Below are 18118 nucleotides of genomic sequence, written 5' to 3'. Positions count from 1 at the left end.
TACGCCGGCCCCGGCAGTGGATCAATACAACGTGCTTCTGACCCGCTCCGGCATCTCCCGGTCATACGTTTCGGCGTCAAATTGCCCGTCATTGAGCCGCTTGTGAAATGCCCCGGCCGACGGCAATGCCGAGCGGTCCAGGTGTTTCTCGGGGTTCCAGCAGTCCGAGCGCACAAACGCCTTGGAACAGTGGAAATACGCCGCCTCCACCTGCACCAGAATCACTGATCGCGCAGGTTTGCCATTCACCGCAAAACTCTCCAACAGCTCGGGCTCGATGGAAATCTGCGCCCGGCCATTCACGCGCAACGTTTCGCCGATGCCCGGAATGATGAACAGCAACGCAATCCGTGGGTCGTGCAGCAGATTACGCAAGGTATCGAGACGGTTATTGCCCGGCCGATCGGGAATCGCCAACGTGCGCTCATCCACAATCCGCACAAACCCCGGCACATCGCCACGCGGCGAACCGTCGATGCCATCCGCCCCGGATGAGCTCACCACCACCAACGGCGATGCGCGCACCATGGCCTGGTAATCCTCGTTGAGAAACGCAATCTCCTTGCGCACCGCCCGCTCGTGGGGGAGGCCGTAGAGGGTTTCGAGTTGTTCGAGGGTTGTCAGCATATTCGCCAGCTCCTTATCGTTCAAAATACTAACGCCAACCGGCGCTCATACCCAACCCGTCCCCGATATGCCTCCCCACTGTCGACCCACCCGGCCGCCAGATACAGCCCCATCGCCGCCACGTTGTCGGCGTCCACCGACAACTCCAGCCCCTGGATCTGCGGCCAGGCCAGCAGGGCCGCCGCCGGCAGTGCGTGTAAGCAGGCTTTGCCGAAACCTCGCCCTTGCTGGGTGCGGTCCACTTGCAGCGCATGCAGCGTGGCGCTGTGTTCATCGGCCCAGTGAGGCAGGCACGGCGGGCGTTTAAGCAGGAGGAAGGCCACGGGCCGGTCGTCGGCGAGCAGGGCAAAGCCTTTGATCGCGCCGGGGTTGGGGTTGACCAGCAGGCTGTTCAGCGCGCAGTAGATATCGCCGGAGTACGCCAGTTGCTCGGGATGCACTTGCAGGGTGTCGAGCTGCTGTTTTTGCACAAGGCTCAGCGTCTCATAGGGGACGAGGCGGGTTTCCATCGAGGGCGCATCCGAAATCCTACAAAGAGGCGTGGATTCTAGCGGGTTTGCGCGTGGCGAAATTATTTTTCAGCGGGGTGTCGATTGAGCCAAGCGTCATTCGACTAAGGGTGTCCTTCGTGATTTTCCAACCCCCAGGAGTATCGCCATGAGCACTGCAATCAACACCTTGATCGAGCAATGGAAGCAGGCCGTGCTGGCCCGTGATATCGACAGCATTGTCAGCTTTTACGCCGACGATATCGTCTCGTTCGACGCCGTTACCGCGCTGCAATTCAAGGGCAAGGCCGCCTACCGCGCCCATTGGGAGGCGTGCATGAAGCACTGCCCCGGCCCCGGCATCTTCGAGTTTCATGAACTGCACATTGTAGAGGCCCAAGACAGCGCGTTTGCCCATTGGCTGGCTCATTGCGGCGGTGCCGGGCCGGATGGCGAAGTGAAGGCGTGCTGGATGCGGGTGACCGCCGGTTACCAACGGATCAACGGCCAATGGCGCGTGGTGCATGAGCACTGGTCGGCGCCTTTCGATATGGAAAGCGGCACGGCGCTGTTCGACCTGAAACCCTGACCGCCACGAACTATAGTCAGTAGTCCGAAAACGGAGACGCACATGAAATACCTCTGCCTGATCTACAGCAACGAACAGGTGCTGCACACCTCGCCGGACAGCCCGGCAGACCCGGAGTGTTTCGCCTACGCCGAGGCGATCCAGGCCAGCGGGCGCATGCTCGCCGCCGAGCCGCTGGAGTCGGTGAGTAGCGCCACCACCGTGCGCATGCGCAATGGCAAGTTGTCGATCACCGACGGGCCATTCGCCGAAACCAAGGAGCAGCTCGCCGGGTTTTACCTGATCGAGGCCAAGGACTTGAACGAAGCGATCCAGGTGGCCGGTGGCATTCCGGCAGCCAGGGTCGGCAGCGTGGAAGTACGCCCTGTGCGTGAATTGAATCTCTGAACACAACAATCAAAAGACTCAGGAGGTTTACCCCATGACCACCCAACCCGCTGAATTTGAACTGTCCATCAGCCGCTTGATCGACGCCCCGCGCAACCGCGTATTTCGCGCCTGGACCGAGCCCGCCTTGCTGCAGCAATGGTGGGGCCCACACGGCATGACCACGCCCGAATGCGAAATGAACCTGTGGGTCGGCGGCCTGTTTCGCACCTTGATGCGCGCGCCGGACGGCGCCGAATACCCGACCCAAGGGGTGTTCCTGGAAATCCAGGCGCCGAGCCGGCTGGTGTTTACCGACGCCTACGCGCCGGGCTGGATCCCGTCGGGCAAGCCGTTCATGACCGCCGAAGTAACCTTCGAAGACGTCGACGGCAAAACCCTCTACACCGCCCGCGCCATGCACTGGAGCGAAGCCGACAAGCAGGCCCACGAAGCCATGGGCTTCCATGATGGCTGGGGCCAAAGCCTGGACCGCCTGGTGACGCTGGTGACCCAAGGCATGCCCGATTGACGCCTCAGATCGAGGCCATTTACCGCAGCGAATCACGCCGCGTACTCGCCACGCTGATTCGCCTGCTGGGTGATTTCGACCTCGCCGAAGAAGCCTTGCACGAGGCGTTCTTCGTCGCGGTCGAGCGCTGGCAGCAGGACGGCGTGCCGAGTAATCCACGTGCCTGGTTGGTGTCGACCGGCCGTTTCAAAGCCATCGACCGCCTGCGCCGCCAGGCCCGGTTTACCCCGTTGTTGCAGGAACAGGCGGACGCGCTGGAAGCGGCTGACTGGAGTGAGAACGACGTGGAAGACGACCGCCTGCGCCTGATCTTTACCTGCTGCCACCCGGCATTGGCGCCCGACGCCCAGGCGGCGCTGACCTTGCGTGAGATCTGCGACCTCACCACCGAAGAAATCGCCCGCGCGTTTCTGGCCACGCCCACCACCATCGCCCAACGCATCGTGCGCGCCAAAGGCAAAATCCGTGAAGCGAAAATTCCCTATCAGGTGCCGTCCCTGGATGAACTGCCCGAGCGGCTCGACAGCGTGTTGCGCGTGGTTTATCTGGTGTTCAACGAGGGCTACTCGGCGTCGATGGGCGCAGGCCTCACCCGCGAGGAGTTGACCCGCGAAGCCATTCGCCTGGGCCGCCTGCTGCTGGAGTTGCTGCCGGAGCCTGAAGTCGCGGGCTTGCTGGCGTTGATGCTGCTGCACGAGTCGCGCCGAGCGGCGCGGAGTACGGACAAAGGCGAGTTGGTGCTGCTGGATGAACAGGACCGCAGGCTGTGGGACGCCGCCTTGATCGCTGAAGGCTGTGCGCTGGTGGAGCAGGCACTGAGAACCCGGCGGTTTGGGCCGTATTGCCTGCAAGCCGCGATTGCTGCGGTGCACGCCGAAGCGCCCAGCGCAGGCGAGACGGATTGGCTGCAGATTGTCGGGCTCTATGACGTATTGCTCAGGCAGGTGCCATCGCCGGTGATCGAGCTGAACCGCGCGGTGGCCGTGGCGATGCGCGATGGGCCGTTGGCAGGTTTGCAGTTGGTTGAGGGGATTGTGTCGCGAGGAGAATTGCTGGATTACCACTTGGCGCATTCGGCGCGCGGGGAGTTTTGTCGGCAGTTGGGGCGTACCGATGAGGCCAAGGCGGCCTACGAAAAGGCTCTGTCGCTGACCCAACAAACCCCAGAAAAAAGCTTCCTAAAGCGGCGCCTGGCAGAACTCAAATCCTACAAACAGTGAAGATCAAACTGTGGGAGCTGGTTTGCCTGCGATGCAGACACCTCGGTGTATCAGTGGGACCTGGTCGATGCCATCGCAGGCAAGCCAGCTCCCACATTCAGTTTTTCAGGTTATGGCTGCTGACGCGTCGCCGCCAACACAATCTCGCGAATGCACACATGCTGCGGCTGCTGATACGCATAGGCAATCGCCGAAGCCACATCATCGGCACTCAACACCGTGCCGCCCATGTCCTGTTTCCAGGCCTGGTAACCGCTCTTGATCGCCTCATCCGTGGTGTGGCTGAGCAACTCGGTCTCCACCGCGCCCGGCGCAATGGTGATCACCCGCACATTGCTCGGCGACAATTCCTCACGCAGATTCTCCGAAATCCCATGCACCGCGAACTTGGTGCCGACATACGCCACATGATTCGGGAAGGTCTTGCGCCCAGCCACCGAACTCACGTTGATGATCGTGCCGCCCTTGCGTGCGACCATGCTGCCGGCCACCGCGTGAATGCCGTTGAGCAGGCCTTTGACGTTAACGTCGAGCATCTGCTCCCATTGCTCGGGGGCTTGCTCGCTGACGGCGCCCAGCAACATCACGCCGGCATTGTTGATCAGCGCATCGGCGGGGCCGAATTGGGCTTCGGCTTCCTTCACGGCGGCGACCAATGCCGCGCGGTCGGTGATGTCCACGCCCCGGCTCAAGGTGTTGGGCAGGGCCAGATCGTTCAGGCGATCAATACGCCGCGCCAACAACAGCAGCGGATGCCCGGCGGCTGATAACAGGCGCGCGGTGGCTTCGCCAATGCCGGAACTGGCGCCGGTGATGATGATCAGTGGCTTGCTCATAAATGCACTCCTGGAATAAGAAAAACCGATAACTTAAAGCGTGGGCGCAGTATATTTACCCACGCCTAGGCTGAAAAATGCCTTATTTCTCTGTCTGCCATCGGATAAAGCTATGGATGTGCGTCACCTCAAGGCGTTTCTCGCGGTGTTCGAAGAGCGCAACATCACCGCCGCCGCCCAGCGTCTGTTTATCAGTCAGCCGACCTTGTCAGTAACCATCAAGCAGCTGGAAGATGAACTCGGCGTGGCGCTGTTTGTGCGTCAGCCGCGCGGCGTGGACGTCAGCGCCGAGGCGCGCGTGCTGTACCCGCAGGCGCGGCGCATGGTCGCGGAAGCGGACGCCTTGAGCGGTTTATTTCGCGGACGCGAAAATCGCATTGCCCTGGAACTGGGTATGGAAGGCGATATTGCCGACAGCCAGATCGAAACCTTCCTGCGCATGGCGCACCAAGGTCTGCCAGGCTTGCTGCTGACCTTGCAGGAAGGCTGCGAAGGCGACGCGCGCCTGGCAGTGGAAGAAATGTGCTGTGAGGACGAGTTGTTCCTGCCGCTTTGGGAGGAGTCTTACGTAATGGCGTTGCGCACGGCGCACCCGATGGCGCAGGCCGGCAAAGAGCAGGCGTGGGCGCCGATTGAAGACTGGATCACCTGCCCACAGCACGATTCCCACCAGCGCTTGATGGCGCTGTATGGCCGCTCGCCGCAAGCGGTGGTCGGGCACGCCGGTTCATTGACTCAGGCATTGCACATGGTCGCGGCGGGTGTGGGCGTGGCGATGTTGCCGCAGTCGATGGCCGCCGAGCGGGCCGGGGTAGTGATTCGCGAGTGGCACCTGCCGGCACCGACGCGCCGGGTGGGGTTGTGCTTCGCCGCGCAGGCGTTGGAGCTGCCCGCACTGCGTGCCTTGCATGAATATTTCCAGAACAATCGGCCGCCACAGCTCTCTGCGGCGTGACACAACCCAACCAACAACGCCGATCCCCTGTGGGAGCTGGCTTGCCTGCGATGGCGGTATGTCTGTTAGCAAAGATGCAGGCTGAACCACCGCCATCGCAGGCAAGCCAGCTCCCACAGGTTGGGTCTTTATTGCCAGGTTGTATGAGGGGGCAGGTTTATCACTCCAACATCTGCCCCAACATCCAACTCCCCGCCGGCCCTGGCGGGTGCTGGCGCGACCACAGCGCATCCACCGCCACCGAACGCGGCCAACTGCGCACATTGAGTTCCACCAGCCCGGCATTCCCAAAGCGCTCCACCAACCAGCGCGGCAGCGCCGCCCAGCCGAAACCGAGCTGGGCCATTTCCATCAGCATCAGAAAACTCGGCGCCGACCACACACGGCCGCTCGGGCGGGTTTCGTTGGGGTTGATGATGCTCGCCAGACGCAGTTCGCGGTGTTGCTGCAAGGCTTGCGGGTCAAGGTTTTGCACGTTGGCCAAAGGGTGAGTGGGCGCCACGAACACGGCGATTTCCGTACGCTGCGCCACGGGCGCGCGGGTCAGGTCGGGCGGGTAAACCTCTTGGGCTTCGATCAAGGCAATCTGCGCGCGGCCGCTTTGCACCAGGGCGATCAGGTCTTCGCATTCGGCGATCAGCCATTCCAGCTCCAGGTCCGGGTAGCGTTGTTCAAACGCTTTAAGCGCGAGCTCGAAACGCTCCGACTGATACGTATCGGACATGGCGATACTCAACTTCGGCTCCAAACCCATTGCCAACTGGCTCGCCGCCAGCTCCAGGCGGCTGCTGGCTTCCAACACCTGCTCGGCCCGTTGCAATAACACATGGCCGGCGGGCGTGAGCGTTGGCTTGCGGCTGCTGCGATCGAACAGCACCACATCCAGGTCAATCTCCAAACTCGCCACCGCCGCGCTGACGGTGGACTGGCTCTTGCCCAACTTGCGCGCCGCCGCAGAAAACGAGCCCTGGGTAGCCGCCTGGACAAACGCCTGCAGCACTTCATTAGAGGCCATGTCTATCGCCTTGGTCGATGGTTATTAGTTATGAAGTATCGAGTCAAAGGGTAATGATGGCAACCATCGTCACTCACGGAGCCGGGTTATGAACCCTACCAAGTCGATTACTGAACGTGTTTGCCAAGCCATTGGTTTTGAGGGTTTGGCGCTGTTGATCTGCACCCCGTTGCTGGCGTGGATCATGGATAAACCCGCCCTGGAAATGGGCATGGTCACCCTGGCGATCAGCCTGATGGCGCTGACCTGGAACGTGATTTTCAACGGCCTGTTCGACCGCCTGAAAGCACGCTGGCAGCTCGCCAATAACGGCTGGACCCGTGTACTGCACGCGTTGATGTTCGAAGGTGGCTTGATTTTGGTGTGCGTGCCGTTGATCGCCGCGTGGCTGAATATCAGCCTGATGCAGGCGTTTATTCTCGACATCGGCGTGTTGCTGTTCTTCCTGCCGTACACCTACGTGTATCACTGGGGCTACGACGTGCTGCGCGAGAAAATTGTGCAGCAGCGTGTAGCTAGCCAAGTTTGAGCGAGGCCACAAAGTCCAGAAACGCCCGCACCTTGGCGGCGGGCAAATGCCGCGAAGGGTAATAGGCGTACAACGGAAAACGCTCGTCCGGCCAGTCAGGAAACAGGTCCACCAGGCTGCCGGCCTTGAGTGCCGGCGCCAGGCCCAAATCGAGCATTTGCGCCACAGCGTGCCCGTGTTCACACACGCTGTATAACGTGCTGGCGTCGTTGACCACCAAGCGGCCGTTGGTGCGCACGATCACGTGTTCGCCGTTGCGGTGGAACTCCCAGGCAAACGGGCGCCCGGTCTGCGAGTCGCGAAAGTCCAGGCACATATGCCCGGTCTCCAGGTCTTGCGGAATCGCCGGTCGGCCGTATTGTTCCAGGTAAGCGGGGGAGGCCAGGGTGAGCACGCGCACTTCCATCAGCTTGCGCGCGATCAGCGAGGAGGACTGCGGGATGCCGAAGCGAATCGCCAGGTCAAAACCGTCGGCCACCAAGTCGCCGAGTTGGTCACGGGTGTGCAGGTCCAACTGCAATTGTGGGTAGCGGCGCATGAAATCGCCGAGCACCGGGCCCAATACCAGGCGCGAGAAGTACGGGTCGATATTCACCCGCAAGCGCCCACGCACGGTCAATGCGCTGTCGGCGGCGGAGCTGGCGGCCTCTTCGAGACCGGCCAGCAGCGGGGCGATTTGCTGGTAGAACCGGCGGCCTTCGTCGGTCAATTGCACCGAGCGCGTGGTGCGGTCGAACAGGCGAATGCCCAGGCGTTTTTCCAAACGTGAAATTGCCCGGCTGACCCCGGAAGGCGTCATCTCCAGGCTGTCGGCGGCGCGGGCAAAACTGCCGCTGTCGACCACGGCCGCCAATACGCCCATGCCGCCGGCCAAACCTGGATCAAAACTCATCGGTGCTTGCCTGTCAGTGATCTGAAGGCATTAATGCTAGCGCAGAATGCCTACAGAAACATGCCGCCCGAGGCTTCGATGCGCTGCCCGGTGATCCAGTTGCTGCCATCGGCCAGCAAGGTCGAAATCGCCCCGCCAATATCGTCCGGCAAACCGGCGCGGCCCAGCGCGGTGTTGTTGGCGACCATCGCATTGACTGCCGGGTTATCGCGTACCGCACCGCCGCTGAAATCGGTGGCAATCGCGCCCGGTGCCAGGGTGTTCACGGTAATCCCGCGTGGGCCAAGCTCCTTGGCCTGATAGCGCGACAGCACTTCCACCGCGCCCTTCATCGACGCATACGCCGCATACCCTGGCAGGCTGAACCGCGCCAAGCCGCTGGAAATATTGATGATGCGCCCGCCATCGCTGATCAGCGGCAGCAATTTTTGCGTGAGGAAAAACGGCGCCTTGAAGTGGATCGCCACCAAACGGTCGAACTGCTCTTCAGTGGTTTCGGCGAAGCTGGCATGCGCTCCGATACCCGCGTTATTGATCAGAAAGTTGAAGTGATCCTGTGCGAAAACATCCTTGAGTACGGTGGCGATTTCGCCGACGAAATCATTGAACGTGCCGCTTTGGCTGACATCCAGTTGCAGCATGGCGGCGCGGCCACCCAGGGCTTCAATCTGTTCCACCACCGCTTGGGCCTCGGCCGCTGCGCTGTGATAAGTGCCAATGATGTCGACGCCTTGTGCTGCCAGGTGCAGCGCGGCGCTTTTGCCCAGGCCGCGGCTGGCGCCGGTGATCAGTGCGATTTTACGGGTCATGGTGCAGTCCTCTGAGGTGATCGTGGGACTGAGTGTATTTGTCCGTGGATAACGTGATAAACAGGGTGATATCGGAATCACTGGCCGGATAAGGCGAACAATCCCATGAACAAGCTTGAGCTGTTGCGCACCTTCGTGCGGGTCACTGAACTGTCGAGTTTTACCCAGGCGGGCGAGAGCCTGGGCTTGCCGCGCTCGACGGTGTCCGAGCATGTGCAGGCGCTCGAAGAGCTGCTCGGTGCGCGCTTGTTACAGCGCACCACGCGCAAGGTGCAAGCCACCCAGGACGGCCGCGTGCTGTATGAGCGCAGCAAGGATTTGCTCGCGCACATGGAGGAACTTGAAGGCCTGTTTCGCCAGGATGAAGCGCAGCTCAGCGGGCGTATTCGCGTGGACATGCCCAACGTCATGGCGCGGGATTTGATCCTGCCGCGCCTGCCCGACTTCCTGCACGCGCACCCGTTGATCGAGCTGGAAATCAGCACCACCGACCGTCAGGTCGACCTGCTCGCCGAAGGTTTCGACTGCGTGTTGCGCGTGGGCGCGCAGCCCGACCAGACCGTGGTGGCGCGCCTGCTGTGCAGCCTGCCGATGCTCAACTGTGTCAGCGCCGGTTATGTTCAGCGTTATGGCGTGCCCGAAACCTTGGCCGACCTGGCGCATCACCAATTGGTGCATTACGTGCGGCCCTTGGGCTCACGCTCAGCGGGGTTCGAATACCAGCAGGGCAACAAGGTGCACCGCGTGCCGATGGCCGGGCGCGTCACGGTCAACAGCACCGACGCGTATAAATCCGCGTGCCTGGGCGGCTTCGGTATCACGCAAGTGCCGGCCTTGGGGATTCGCGATTTACTCGACAGCGGTGAACTGGTGGCGGTGCTGCCCGATTACCCCGCACCGGCGCTGGACGTGTCGCTGCTCTACGCCGGGCAACGGCATCTGCCACAACGGGTGCGGGTGTTTATGGATTGGCTGGCCGCCACGCTGCAAGCGCAGCTCTAGCGCCGCGCCGACAACTGCTGCGGCGCCAGGAAGGCGTCGTGGAAGTAATCCCGAAACGCCTGCATCGCCGGGGTGAACGCACGCTCGCGGTGCCAGGCCAGGCCGACGCTCATGGGCGTGACCGGGTCGGTCACGGTCAGCGTCTCGATGCGTTTGCCTTCCAGCGACCACGGCCGGTGCACCAAATCCGACAGAATCGCCACGCCGCTGCCATTGGCAACCATGCTGCGCACCGCTTCCACCGAACTGGTGCGCAGCCGCACCTTGGGCGTTTGCCCGGCCTGTTCCCAGTAGCGCATGGCGCTGTGTTCGGCCTCGTCGACGGTGAGCAGGATGTAAGGCTCTTGCGCCACATCGGCCAGGCTTACCGCACCGCGTTCGCACAGCGGGTGGTGGCTGGGCAGCCACAGCCGGCGCTCCGAATTGAACAGGATTTCGGAGACGATATCCGCGTGAGTGAGGTTGGCGGTGAGCACCACGGCCATGTCGAATTGACCGTCGAGCAGGCCGTGTTCGATGGCCTGGCGCTCCTGCTCGAAGACCTCGATGGTCACGTCCGGGTGCCAGTGTTCCATGCGTTGCAGGTGATGCGGCAGGAAGTAACCGAGTACCGTGTAACTGGCCGCCACCCGCAGCACGCCGCTGGCGCGGTAATCCGGCAGCGGGCTGTTCAGCGCGTCGTCCACGCTGCGCGCGATCACATAGGCGCGGTTGAGAAAATGCCGCCCGGCGTCGGTGAGGTTCATGCCTTGGGCCGAACGCACGAACAGCTGCACGCCGAGCATGGCTTCCAGCTCCTTGATCGCGGTGGTCACCGCCGACTGGGAGATGTTCAGGTGAATCGCCGCCTGGGAAATCTGGCCGATTTCGGCGGTGGCGACGAAGTAGCGGATTTGGCGAAGGGTCAGGGACATGGCTTATCCGATCGTTCCCACGCTCCGCGTGGGCATGCAGGCAGGGACGCTCCGCGTCCGCGTTTAAAATCGTGACGCGGAGCGTTACAGGAGGCGTAACCACGCAGAGCGCGGGTACGAGCTGTGTGTATCTGTTTTTCAGAATATATCTGTTTTTCAGAAGATACCCTATCTGATAATAGATCTTCCCAAGGGGTCAAGCGCCAGCCTACTTTCAGCCATCACCTTTTGGCGGAGCAGCCCCGATGCAGGCAGTGGATTTCAATTCAGACATGGGCGAAGGCTTTGGCCCCTGGACCATCGGCGATGGCGTCGACGCGGAACTGATGGCGTATATCAGCTCGGCCAATATCGCCACCGGCTTCCACGCCGGCGACCCCGGCACCATGCGCCGCACCGTCGCGCGTGCCAAGCAACTCGGCGTGGCCATCGGCGCGCACCCGGGTTTTCGCGACCTGGTGGGGTTTGGCCGTCGGCATATCAACGCACCGGCCCAGGAGCTGGTGGACGACATGCTCTATCAGCTCGGCGCCCTGCGCGAAATCGCCCGCGCCCAAGGCGTGACCCTGCAACATATCAAGCCCCACGGCGCGCTCTACATGCATTTGGCCCGCGACGAAGAAGCCGCGCGGCTGCTGGTGCAAAACCTGCAAATCATTGAGCCGACGCTGTTGCTGTACTGCATGCCCAACTCGGTGATCTGGCGCGTCGCCAACGAGCTCGGGCAGCCGGTAGTGCGCGAGTTTTACGCCGACCGTGAGTACGACCTGAGCGGCTCCATCGTGTTTACCCGCAATGTGCGCGCGCTGGACCCTGCAACGGTTGCGGCGCGGGTTTTGCGTGCGTGTCAGACCGGTCGTGTACGCACCGTCGAAGGCGAAGACCTGCTGATCGAGTTCGACTCCATTTGCCTGCACAGCGACACGCCTGGCGCCCTGGAATTGGTAGAGGCAACCCGCGAAGCCCTGGACCAGGCGGGCATTGAAGTCAGAACCCCCCAATAAGATCGAACCACTGCTTTTTGCCTGCCTTTCTACAATGATTCCAAGAGGAACAGACATGGCTGAAACGTCCCCCATCCGCTACAGCTTCGGCGGTGATGAACACCTGTTTGCCGAGGTCAGCGACAGCATGTCCCTGCAGGCTTTTTTCAAAGGCATGGCGGTGACCCGCGCTGTGGAGCGCCTGGCGCTGGAAGGCGTGCTGGATGTGTGCCTGGCCAATGCGTCGTTCCAGATTCGCTTCGACCCCGACCGCATTGCGCCGCATGTGCTGCTCGACGCGGTGCAAAGCGCCGAAGCCCAGGCCGTGGCCGAGCGCACGTTGCACACGCGCATCATCGAAATCCCGGTGCTCTACAACGACCCGTGGACCCATGAAACCCTGATGCGTTTTCGCGACCGCCATCAAGACCCCAGCGGCACTGACCTGGAATACGCCGCACGCATCAACGGCCTGGCCGATGTGGACGCGTTTATCGCCGCCCACAGTGGCGCGCCGTGGTTTGTGTCGATGGTCGGCTTTGTCGCGGGCCTGCCGTTCATGTTCCAGATGGTCGAGCGCGAACGGCAATTGCAGGTGCCCAAGTACCTGCGCCCGCGCACCGACACGCCGAAATTGACCCTCGGCCATGGCGGCTGCTTTGGCTGCATCTACTCGGTACGCGGCGCCGGTGGCTACCAGATGTTCGGCGTGACCCCGGCGCCGATCTACGACCCGGCGCAGCAGTTGGCGTACCTCAAGGAACACATGGTGTTCTTTCGCCCTGGCGATATTGTGCAGTTCAAGCCTATCGACCGCGACGCCTATGACTTGGCAGTGGCCGAGGTGGATGCCGGGCGTTTTGACCTGCGTATCCGCCCGGTGGAATTCTCCCTCGACGCCTTTCTCGCCGACCCCATCGGCTATCCGAAAACCCTGCAGGAGGCGCTGGCATGATCAAGGTGCTCAAACCCGGCCTCGCCACCTCCGTGCAGGATCTTGGCCGCGAAGGTTATTACCACTTGGGCATTCCGCCCTCGGGCGCGCTGGACCAGTACGCGTTAAGCGCGGCCAACCATCTGGTGGGCAACCCGCTCGGCGCAGCGGGGTTGGAATGCACGCTGATCGGCCCCGAATTGTTGTTTCAACAGGACGCCCTGGTGGCACTCAGCGGTGCGCTGATGTCGCCGCGCCTGGACGGTGAAGTGGTGCACCAGGACACCGCGTTCCAGGTGCGCGCCGGGCAAGTGCTGCGCTTTGAATTTCCCAAGGCGGGCGCGCGTACGTACCTGGCGGTGGCGGGCGGCATTGATGTGCCGCTGGTGCTTGGTAGCCGCTCGACTTACACCCTCGGCGCGCTGGGTGGGTTTCAAGGGCGGCGTTTGCAGGAAGGCGATGAACTGCCGATTGGCGAGGCCAGTGGCCAAGGCCGTGCAGGCAACAGTTTGCCGATGGCGCTGCGCCGTTCGGTCGGCGGTGATGTGACCTTGCGCGTGGTGCCGGGGCTGTATTACGACCGGCTGACGGACGGTGCAAAAAGCAGCTTTTTCGCCGAGCCGTGGACGGTGGGTTCCGAGGCGGATCGCATCGGCTATCGCTTCAAGGGCGGCAGTGCGCTGAGCTTTCAGCCGCGCGAGCAGCCGTTTGGCGCGGGGTCGGACCCGTCGAACATCGTCGACAGTTGCTACCCGATTGGCTCGATCCAAGTGCCGGCGGGGTTGGAGCCGATTGTGCTGCACCGGGATGCGGTGTCGGGCGGTGGCTACGCGATGATCGGCACGGTGATCAGTGCGGACCTGGATTTGATTGGGCAGATGCAGCCGAATCAAAGGGCGGGGTTTGTGGCGGTGACGCTGGAGGAAGCGTTGGAGGCGCGGCGGGTGTACAAGAAGCGGCTGAAAGCCATGGCTGGCCTCTTTACTTCGTGACACACCCTAAAACCCCTGTGGGAGCTGGCTTGCCTGCGATGGCGGCGGGTCAGCTTACCTATCTGTTGGCTGGTACACCGTTATCGCAGGCAAGCCAGCTCCCACAGTTTGATCTGTGTTGTGTCAGAACAGTTTGGTGAACAGCCAGTACAAACTGCCTGAAAGCAAAATCGCCGCCGGCAATGTCAGCACCCACGCCATCAACAAATTGCGGATGGTCTTCATCTGCAACCCACCGCCATTGGCCACCATGGTCCCGGCCACACCGGACGAGAGCACATGGGTGGTCGACACCGGCAACCCATACATGTCCGCTGCGCCAATGGTCAGCATCGCGACCATCTCAGCCGATGCACCTTGGGCGTAGGTCAGGTGGGTCTTGCCGATCTTCTCGCCGACCGTCACCACGATACGCTTCCAACCCACCATGGTGCCCAGCCCGAGGGCGATGGCCACGGCGATCTTCACCCACAGCGGAATAAAGCGCGTGGAATTGTCGATCTGTTCTTTGAACAGCTTCAGCTTGCCTTGGGTGTCGGCATCGAAGTTGCCGACCTTGTCCTTTTCCATCAGGCGAATGGTTTCGCTGCTCAGGTACATGTCGTTACGCACGTTGCCTACCGCTTCAGCGGGGACTTTGGCCAGGGAGCCGTAGCCTTTTACTTCGTCACCAATCTGGCCGGCGAGGGCGGCGAGGGCCGGCACCAGTTCCGGGGTGGCTTCCTTGGTGCGCACGTAGGTCGAAAGGATCGGCCGCGGGTCGCCCGGCAGTACTTGCGGTGCGCTTTTCACCAACGCGACCTGAGTCACCTCGGCCACCGCCGCAAACTGCAACGACTGCTCGGCGGGCATGGTGCGGTTCAGCGCGTAGGCCATCGGCAAGGTGCCGACCAGGATCAACATGATCAGGCCCATGCCTTTCTGGCCATCGTTGGAACCGTGGGCAAACGACACACCGGTGCAGGTCGCGATCAGCATGCCGCGAATCCACCAAGGTGGCGGGGTGTCGCCCTTGGGCGCTTTGTACAGCGAGCGGTTTTTTACGAAGGCGCGCAGGGCCAGCAACAGCAGGGCGGCGAAGGCGAAGCCGATCAGCGGCGAGAGCAGCAAGGCATAACCGATCTTGATCGCCTGGCTCCAGTCCACACCGCTGGTGCCGTCACGCCCGTGCATCAGGGCGTTCGCCACGCCGACGCCGATGATCGAGCCGATCAGGGTGTGCGATGACGAGGCCGGCAAGCCCAGCCACCAAGTGCCGAGGTTCCACAGGATCGCGGCGATCAGCAGGGCGAAGATCATCGCGAAACCAGCCGATGAGCCCACCTGCAAAATCAGCTCGACCGGCAGCAGGGCAATGATGCCGAACGCCACTGCGCCGCTGGACAGCAGCACACCGAGGAAGTTGAAAAAGCCCGACCACACCACCGCAAAGTGCGGCGGCAGCGAGTTGGTGTAGATCACCGTCGCGACCGCGTTGGCGGTGTCGTGGAAACCGTTGACGAACTCAAAACCCAGGGCGATCAACAGCGCCACGCCGAGCAGCAGGAACGGCGTCCAGGTGGTCACCACCGTGCCCAGTTCGTGCATGTCGTGCATCAGGCTGTAGGCGGTAAACAGCAAACCCATTGCGAGCACGGCGAAGAAAATGATCACCGTCACCAGGCCGGGTTTTTTATCCAGGCGGGGTTTGGGGTCAGCGTGTGACGCGGTGGAGGAGGCAGTCAGGGAAGGGGTGGCCATGCCGGAGCATCCAGTGTGGGGAGGATGTCGTTGATGATCATTGCAGAATGTTACAGAGATGCTGCGGTAAGTCAGTGTTTAAGGAATTGGGTGTGCCGCTGGTCTACAAACCACCGCAAAACCGATGTCAGAGTGCGATCAATGTGGGAGCTGGCTTGCCGGCGATGCGGGCACCTCGGTCTTTCAGAGAAACCGGGGGGATGCTATCGCAGGCAAGCCAGCTCCCACATAAGCCAGCTCCCACAGTTTGATTGTGTTGCAAGGCTAGTAATCTTTGCGTTTGCGGAACGCCCAGCGGCCGGCAATCAAGGTAAACGTCGCCACCAACGCCACCAGAATCCAAAACCCTTCCGGGTCGGTGGACAGCGGCACGCCACCCACGTTCATGCCGAAAAAACCGGCAATGATATTGATCGGCAACGCCAGCACCGTCACCACAGTCAGGGTGAACAGCGTGCGGTTGCTTTGCTCGTTGAGGTTGGCGGCGATTTCTTCCTGCAACAACTTGATGCGCTCACCCAGCGCCATCAGGTCGTTGATGATCAGCGCAAATTCCTCGGTGGATTTGCGCAACTCCTTCACGTCTTCTTTTTGCAGCCACTGCGGCGGGCGATTGAGCAGGCGCAGCAACGAGCCGGGCTCCAACGCCAGCAAGCGTTGCAGGCGCACCAGCACGCGGCGCGCAGCACCCAGCTCGGCGCGGTTGGTGGACAGGCGCGAGGACAGCAACTGGTCTTCGATATGGTCGACACTGAGGCTGGTCTTGCGCACGATCTGCGTCAGCACTTCGCCCTGGTCGCGCAGCAAATGCACCAGCAATTCCAGTGGCGAGCGAAAGCGTTCACCGGCCTTCACCGATGAGCGCAATTTATCCACCGAATGCAGCGGTTGCAGGCGCGCACTCACCAGCAGACGGCTGCGGGCACACACCCACAACGTGGAAATGTCCGACGAGACCATGCTGCTGAAGTTGAACACCACGTCGTTGACCACCGCCAGCAAGGCCGAGTCGACGTGTTCGATGCGGGTGGAGCGCGAACCTTCGTGCAAGGCTTCGAAAAACTCATCCGGCAGCGACAAATGCGTTTGCATCCAACGCTCGCACGCGGCGTGGGCCAGGTTCAGGTGCAACCAGAGAAATTCTTCCGGGTCTTGCGGCGCCTGCAAGGCGGCCAGCGCGGTGGCCGAGTCAATCTGCTCGCCTTTTTCACCGGGTCGAAAACGAAAACCGTAAAGCAGGCCAAACAGATCGGGATCCTGGTGGCCGTGGTCGATGCTGTGGTTCATGGAGGCTCGCAGAGAAAGCGCCTGTAGGACGTTTCACAGGTTCGCGTGGGCGAATCATTGCAAGGTGGGATGACGATTTTGTGACGGTTTGAAAACTTGTTCAGCGGGTTTTCAGGGTGAAGGTGAACAGCGTGCCTGTTTGCGCGCAGGATGACACCTCAAGCTGGCCGCCGTGGGCATCGGCAATCTGCTTGACGATATACAAACCCAGACCGAGACCGGCTTGCGGCGTGTCTTTGACCGGTCGCGAGTAGGGCTGAAATAGTCGCGGCAGAGCGAGTTCGTCGATCTGGCCGGGGTTTTTCACCGTCAGTGTGAACTGTTCATCCTCAACCCGCGCGGTAACTTCCACCGGGCCGTCGTGGCTGCCATGGTGGATGGCATTGGCTACCAGGTTGGAGAGCAATTGCGCCAGTCGATCGCGGTCGCCGTAGACGCCGCGCAGGTCGCCGATATCGGCCTGGATCAGGCGTTGCGGGTTCACACTTTGCACTTCCAGCACCACATGCTGCAAAGCGTCCTGCAAATCCTGGCAGTCATTCAGGTGCAGCGGGATGCCACTGCCCATGCGGCCGCGGGCGAAATCCAGCACATCTTCGACCAGTTGCGAAGCGCGCCGACCGCTGGTGAGGATGTGGCGCACAAGGGTGTCGGTTGCAGGGTTCGGGTGTTTACGCAGCAACCGCTCGGCGCCGAAGTTGATGGCGAACAGCGGGTTGCGCAGGTCATGGCCGAGCACGGCGATGAATTGCTCGCGCAGTTCGGCAGTGCCGCGTTCTTCCTGCAATTGGGCCTGTGTAGTTTGCAGCGCCTCTTCGGCTTCAATCTGCAACGACAGCACCCGGGCGAACGATTCCATGGTCGACTGGATCGTGCTGCTGCGCAGCGGCGCGGGGTTGGGGTCGAGTGCGCAAAGGGTGCCGAAGAAGCGCCCGTCAGTGCGGAACACCGGCACCGAGATGTAGCTTTCAAAGTGGTACATGCGCGGGGTGTGGTGGTCGTGGTAGAGCGGGTCTTCGCTGGCCTTGTCGATCACCACGGACGCGTGGGAACCGCGAATTTCGTGGCAGATTGTGGTGGTCAGGTCCAGCTCGCCACCGACGCCAAGGCCAAACTCCAATCGGTCAAGCACGGCGCAGGCGGTCCAGGTGTCGTCGGTCACCCGCGCCACGGCGGCGAAGCGCAGGCCGGTCATGTCGCTGATGACTTTGAGCATCGCGGGTACGGCACTGATACGGCCAATAGTGGCGATGTCGACGGCTTTCTGCCCCATGCAGCGATCTCGATTCCGAAGGTGGTGGGCGTTGTGCCCGAGCCAATGAGGGGATTCTAGCGACCTTAGGTGCTGTGGGTGTAATTTCATTAACTACGTGGATACTTTTCCTACGCTTGGCTGATGAGCGCGCAT

General features: G+C 61.8%; 20 protein-coding genes. 10 read left to right on the top strand and 10 right to left on the bottom strand.

The genetic code is table 11. From position 1 onward, the window contains the following. Positions 1 to 21: 21 nt before the first annotated feature. Together PspR76_RS23945 and PspR76_RS23940 are read right to left on the bottom strand one after the other, a co-directional pair. Positions 22 to 627, bottom strand: coding sequence for a pyridoxamine 5'-phosphate oxidase family protein (locus PspR76_RS23945; protein ID WP_159959292.1), 606 nt, complete (start codon positions 625 to 627; stop codon positions 22 to 24). A 20-nt stretch (positions 628 to 647) separates the two neighbouring features. Next, entirely contained in the window at positions 648 to 1136 is a 489-nt protein-coding gene (locus tag PspR76_RS23940) for a GNAT family N-acetyltransferase (protein WP_159959290.1), read from the bottom strand. Between the two features lie 148 nt (positions 1137 to 1284). Between PspR76_RS23940 and PspR76_RS23935 the strand changes: the two genes are divergently transcribed. Genes PspR76_RS23935 through PspR76_RS23920 form a run of 4 tightly spaced genes read left to right on the top strand, consistent with a single transcriptional unit; the run spans position 1285 to position 3822 of the window. Further along, positions 1285 to 1704, top strand: a complete 420-nt coding sequence (locus PspR76_RS23935; protein ID WP_159959288.1) for a YybH family protein — start codon at positions 1285 to 1287, stop codon at positions 1702 to 1704. A 42-nt stretch (positions 1705 to 1746) separates the two neighbouring features. Next, the gene (locus PspR76_RS23930) at positions 1747 to 2091 is read left to right on the top strand and encodes a YciI family protein (protein ID WP_159959286.1); all 345 of its coding nucleotides are present in this window, start codon (positions 1747 to 1749) and stop codon (positions 2089 to 2091) included. A gap of 34 nt (positions 2092 to 2125) precedes the next feature. After that, the gene (locus PspR76_RS23925) at positions 2126 to 2602 is read left to right on the top strand and encodes an SRPBCC family protein (RefSeq protein WP_159959284.1); all 477 of its coding nucleotides are present in this window, start codon (positions 2126 to 2128) and stop codon (positions 2600 to 2602) included. Then, positions 2599 to 3822: an RNA polymerase sigma factor gene (locus tag PspR76_RS23920; protein WP_159959282.1), complete on the top strand. Its 1224-nt coding sequence runs from the start codon at positions 2599 to 2601 to the stop codon at positions 3820 to 3822. Before PspR76_RS23925 ends, PspR76_RS23920 begins: the two co-directional genes overlap by 4 nt. Before the next feature lie 110 nt (positions 3823 to 3932). Here the strand turns inward: PspR76_RS23920 and PspR76_RS23915 are convergent, their stop codons facing one another. Next, the gene (locus PspR76_RS23915; RefSeq protein ID WP_159959280.1) at positions 3933 to 4658 is read right to left on the bottom strand and encodes an SDR family oxidoreductase; all 726 of its coding nucleotides are present in this window, start codon (positions 4656 to 4658) and stop codon (positions 3933 to 3935) included. 112 nt (positions 4659 to 4770) lie between these two features. Here PspR76_RS23915 and PspR76_RS23910 point away from each other — a divergent pair, with 112 nt between their 5' ends. After that, a complete protein-coding gene (locus tag PspR76_RS23910; protein ID WP_159959278.1) occupies positions 4771 to 5613 on the top strand; it encodes a LysR family transcriptional regulator in 843 nt (280 codons plus the stop codon). A 160-nt stretch (positions 5614 to 5773) separates the two neighbouring features. Here the strand turns inward: PspR76_RS23910 and PspR76_RS23905 are convergent, their stop codons facing one another. Continuing rightward, a complete protein-coding gene (locus PspR76_RS23905; protein WP_159959276.1) occupies positions 5774 to 6628 on the bottom strand; it encodes a LysR family transcriptional regulator in 855 nt (284 codons plus the stop codon). A gap of 88 nt (positions 6629 to 6716) precedes the next feature. Between PspR76_RS23905 and PspR76_RS23900 the strand changes: the two genes are divergently transcribed. Next, positions 6717 to 7157, top strand: coding sequence for a multidrug/biocide efflux PACE transporter (locus PspR76_RS23900; RefSeq protein WP_159959274.1), 441 nt, complete (start codon positions 6717 to 6719; stop codon positions 7155 to 7157). On the opposite strand, the gene PspR76_RS23895 is transcribed toward PspR76_RS23900, so the two are convergent. Together PspR76_RS23895 and PspR76_RS23890 are read right to left on the bottom strand one after the other, a co-directional pair. After that, a complete protein-coding gene (locus PspR76_RS23895) occupies positions 7144 to 8049 on the bottom strand; it encodes a LysR family transcriptional regulator (RefSeq protein WP_159959272.1) in 906 nt (301 codons plus the stop codon). The genes PspR76_RS23900 and PspR76_RS23895 overlap by 14 nt on opposite strands. A 50-nt stretch (positions 8050 to 8099) precedes the next feature. Further along, positions 8100 to 8858 carry an SDR family NAD(P)-dependent oxidoreductase gene (locus tag PspR76_RS23890; protein WP_159959270.1) on the bottom strand — a complete coding sequence of 253 codons (759 nt, stop codon included), beginning with the start codon at positions 8856 to 8858 and terminating at the stop codon, positions 8100 to 8102. Positions 8859 to 8963: 105 nt separating this feature from the next. Between PspR76_RS23890 and PspR76_RS23885 the strand changes: the two genes are divergently transcribed. Further along, entirely contained in the window at positions 8964 to 9860 is an 897-nt protein-coding gene (locus tag PspR76_RS23885; RefSeq protein ID WP_159959268.1) for a LysR family transcriptional regulator, read from the top strand. On the opposite strand, the gene PspR76_RS23880 is transcribed toward PspR76_RS23885, so the two are convergent. Next, the gene (locus PspR76_RS23880) at positions 9857 to 10774 is read right to left on the bottom strand and encodes a LysR family transcriptional regulator (RefSeq protein ID WP_159959266.1); all 918 of its coding nucleotides are present in this window, start codon (positions 10772 to 10774) and stop codon (positions 9857 to 9859) included. The two genes, PspR76_RS23885 and PspR76_RS23880, sit on opposite strands and share 4 nt — an antisense overlap. Before the next feature lie 245 nt (positions 10775 to 11019). Here PspR76_RS23880 and PspR76_RS23875 point away from each other — a divergent pair, with 245 nt between their 5' ends. From PspR76_RS23875 to PspR76_RS23865, 3 genes are read left to right on the top strand one after another with little or no spacing between them, the layout of a single operon-like run. Further along, positions 11020 to 11778: a 5-oxoprolinase subunit PxpA gene (locus tag PspR76_RS23875; protein ID WP_159959264.1), complete on the top strand. Its 759-nt coding sequence runs from the start codon at positions 11020 to 11022 to the stop codon at positions 11776 to 11778. 55 nt (positions 11779 to 11833) lie between these two features. Continuing rightward, entirely contained in the window at positions 11834 to 12712 is an 879-nt protein-coding gene (locus PspR76_RS23870) for a 5-oxoprolinase subunit B family protein (protein WP_159959262.1), read from the top strand. Then, positions 12709 to 13683 (top strand): biotin-dependent carboxyltransferase family protein, encoded by a 975-nt coding sequence (locus PspR76_RS23865; RefSeq protein ID WP_159959260.1) that lies wholly within the window; start codon positions 12709 to 12711, stop codon positions 13681 to 13683. The genes PspR76_RS23870 and PspR76_RS23865 overlap by 4 nt, the downstream gene beginning before the upstream one ends. A 123-nt stretch (positions 13684 to 13806) precedes the next feature. On the opposite strand, the gene PspR76_RS23860 is transcribed toward PspR76_RS23865, so the two are convergent. From PspR76_RS23860 to PspR76_RS23850, 3 genes are all read right to left on the bottom strand, one after another. After that, entirely contained in the window at positions 13807 to 15423 is a 1617-nt protein-coding gene (locus PspR76_RS23860) for an inorganic phosphate transporter (RefSeq protein WP_159959258.1), read from the bottom strand. A 264-nt stretch (positions 15424 to 15687) separates the two neighbouring features. Continuing rightward, a complete protein-coding gene (locus tag PspR76_RS23855) occupies positions 15688 to 16710 on the bottom strand; it encodes a transporter (protein ID WP_159959256.1) in 1023 nt (340 codons plus the stop codon). A 100-nt stretch (positions 16711 to 16810) separates the two neighbouring features. After that, entirely contained in the window at positions 16811 to 17983 is a 1173-nt protein-coding gene (locus PspR76_RS23850; RefSeq protein WP_159959254.1) for a GAF domain-containing sensor histidine kinase, read from the bottom strand. Positions 17984 to 18118 lie beyond the last annotated feature (135 nt).

Source organism: Pseudomonas sp. R76, assembly GCF_009834565.1.
Taxonomy (GTDB): domain Bacteria; phylum Pseudomonadota; class Gammaproteobacteria; order Pseudomonadales; family Pseudomonadaceae; genus Aquipseudomonas.
Note: the sequence above shows the minus strand (reverse complement) of the source record. Positions and strands in the feature narration are given on the sequence as shown.

Coding starts and splice junctions, on each gene's coding strand:
- PspR76_RS23945 (WP_159959292.1), bottom strand. CDS start 627: ATGCTGACAACCCTCGAACAACTCGAAACCCTCTACGGCCTCCCCCAC.
- PspR76_RS23940 (WP_159959290.1), bottom strand. CDS start 1,136: ATGGAAACCCGCCTCGTCCCCTATGAGACGCTGAGCCTTGTGCAAAAA.
- PspR76_RS23935 (WP_159959288.1), top strand. CDS start 1,285: ATGAGCACTGCAATCAACACCTTGATCGAGCAATGGAAGCAGGCCGTG.
- PspR76_RS23930 (WP_159959286.1), top strand. CDS start 1,747: ATGAAATACCTCTGCCTGATCTACAGCAACGAACAGGTGCTGCACACC.
- PspR76_RS23925 (WP_159959284.1), top strand. CDS start 2,126: ATGACCACCCAACCCGCTGAATTTGAACTGTCCATCAGCCGCTTGATC.
- PspR76_RS23915 (WP_159959280.1), bottom strand. CDS start 4,658: ATGAGCAAGCCACTGATCATCATCACCGGCGCCAGTTCCGGCATTGGC.
- PspR76_RS23910 (WP_159959278.1), top strand. CDS start 4,771: ATGGATGTGCGTCACCTCAAGGCGTTTCTCGCGGTGTTCGAAGAGCGC.
- PspR76_RS23905 (WP_159959276.1), bottom strand. CDS start 6,628: ATGGCCTCTAATGAAGTGCTGCAGGCGTTTGTCCAGGCGGCTACCCAG.
- PspR76_RS23900 (WP_159959274.1), top strand. CDS start 6,717: ATGAACCCTACCAAGTCGATTACTGAACGTGTTTGCCAAGCCATTGGT.
- PspR76_RS23895 (WP_159959272.1), bottom strand. CDS start 8,049: ATGAGTTTTGATCCAGGTTTGGCCGGCGGCATGGGCGTATTGGCGGCC.
- PspR76_RS23890 (WP_159959270.1), bottom strand. CDS start 8,858: ATGACCCGTAAAATCGCACTGATCACCGGCGCCAGCCGCGGCCTGGGC.
- PspR76_RS23885 (WP_159959268.1), top strand. CDS start 8,964: ATGAACAAGCTTGAGCTGTTGCGCACCTTCGTGCGGGTCACTGAACTG.
- PspR76_RS23880 (WP_159959266.1), bottom strand. CDS start 10,774: ATGTCCCTGACCCTTCGCCAAATCCGCTACTTCGTCGCCACCGCCGAA.
- PspR76_RS23875 (WP_159959264.1), top strand. CDS start 11,020: ATGCAGGCAGTGGATTTCAATTCAGACATGGGCGAAGGCTTTGGCCCC.
- PspR76_RS23870 (WP_159959262.1), top strand. CDS start 11,834: ATGGCTGAAACGTCCCCCATCCGCTACAGCTTCGGCGGTGATGAACAC.
- PspR76_RS23865 (WP_159959260.1), top strand. CDS start 12,709: ATGATCAAGGTGCTCAAACCCGGCCTCGCCACCTCCGTGCAGGATCTT.
- PspR76_RS23860 (WP_159959258.1), bottom strand. CDS start 15,423: ATGGCCACCCCTTCCCTGACTGCCTCCTCCACCGCGTCACACGCTGAC.
- PspR76_RS23855 (WP_159959256.1), bottom strand. CDS start 16,710: ATGAACCACAGCATCGACCACGGCCACCAGGATCCCGATCTGTTTGGC.
- PspR76_RS23850 (WP_159959254.1), bottom strand. CDS start 17,983: ATGGGGCAGAAAGCCGTCGACATCGCCACTATTGGCCGTATCAGTGCC.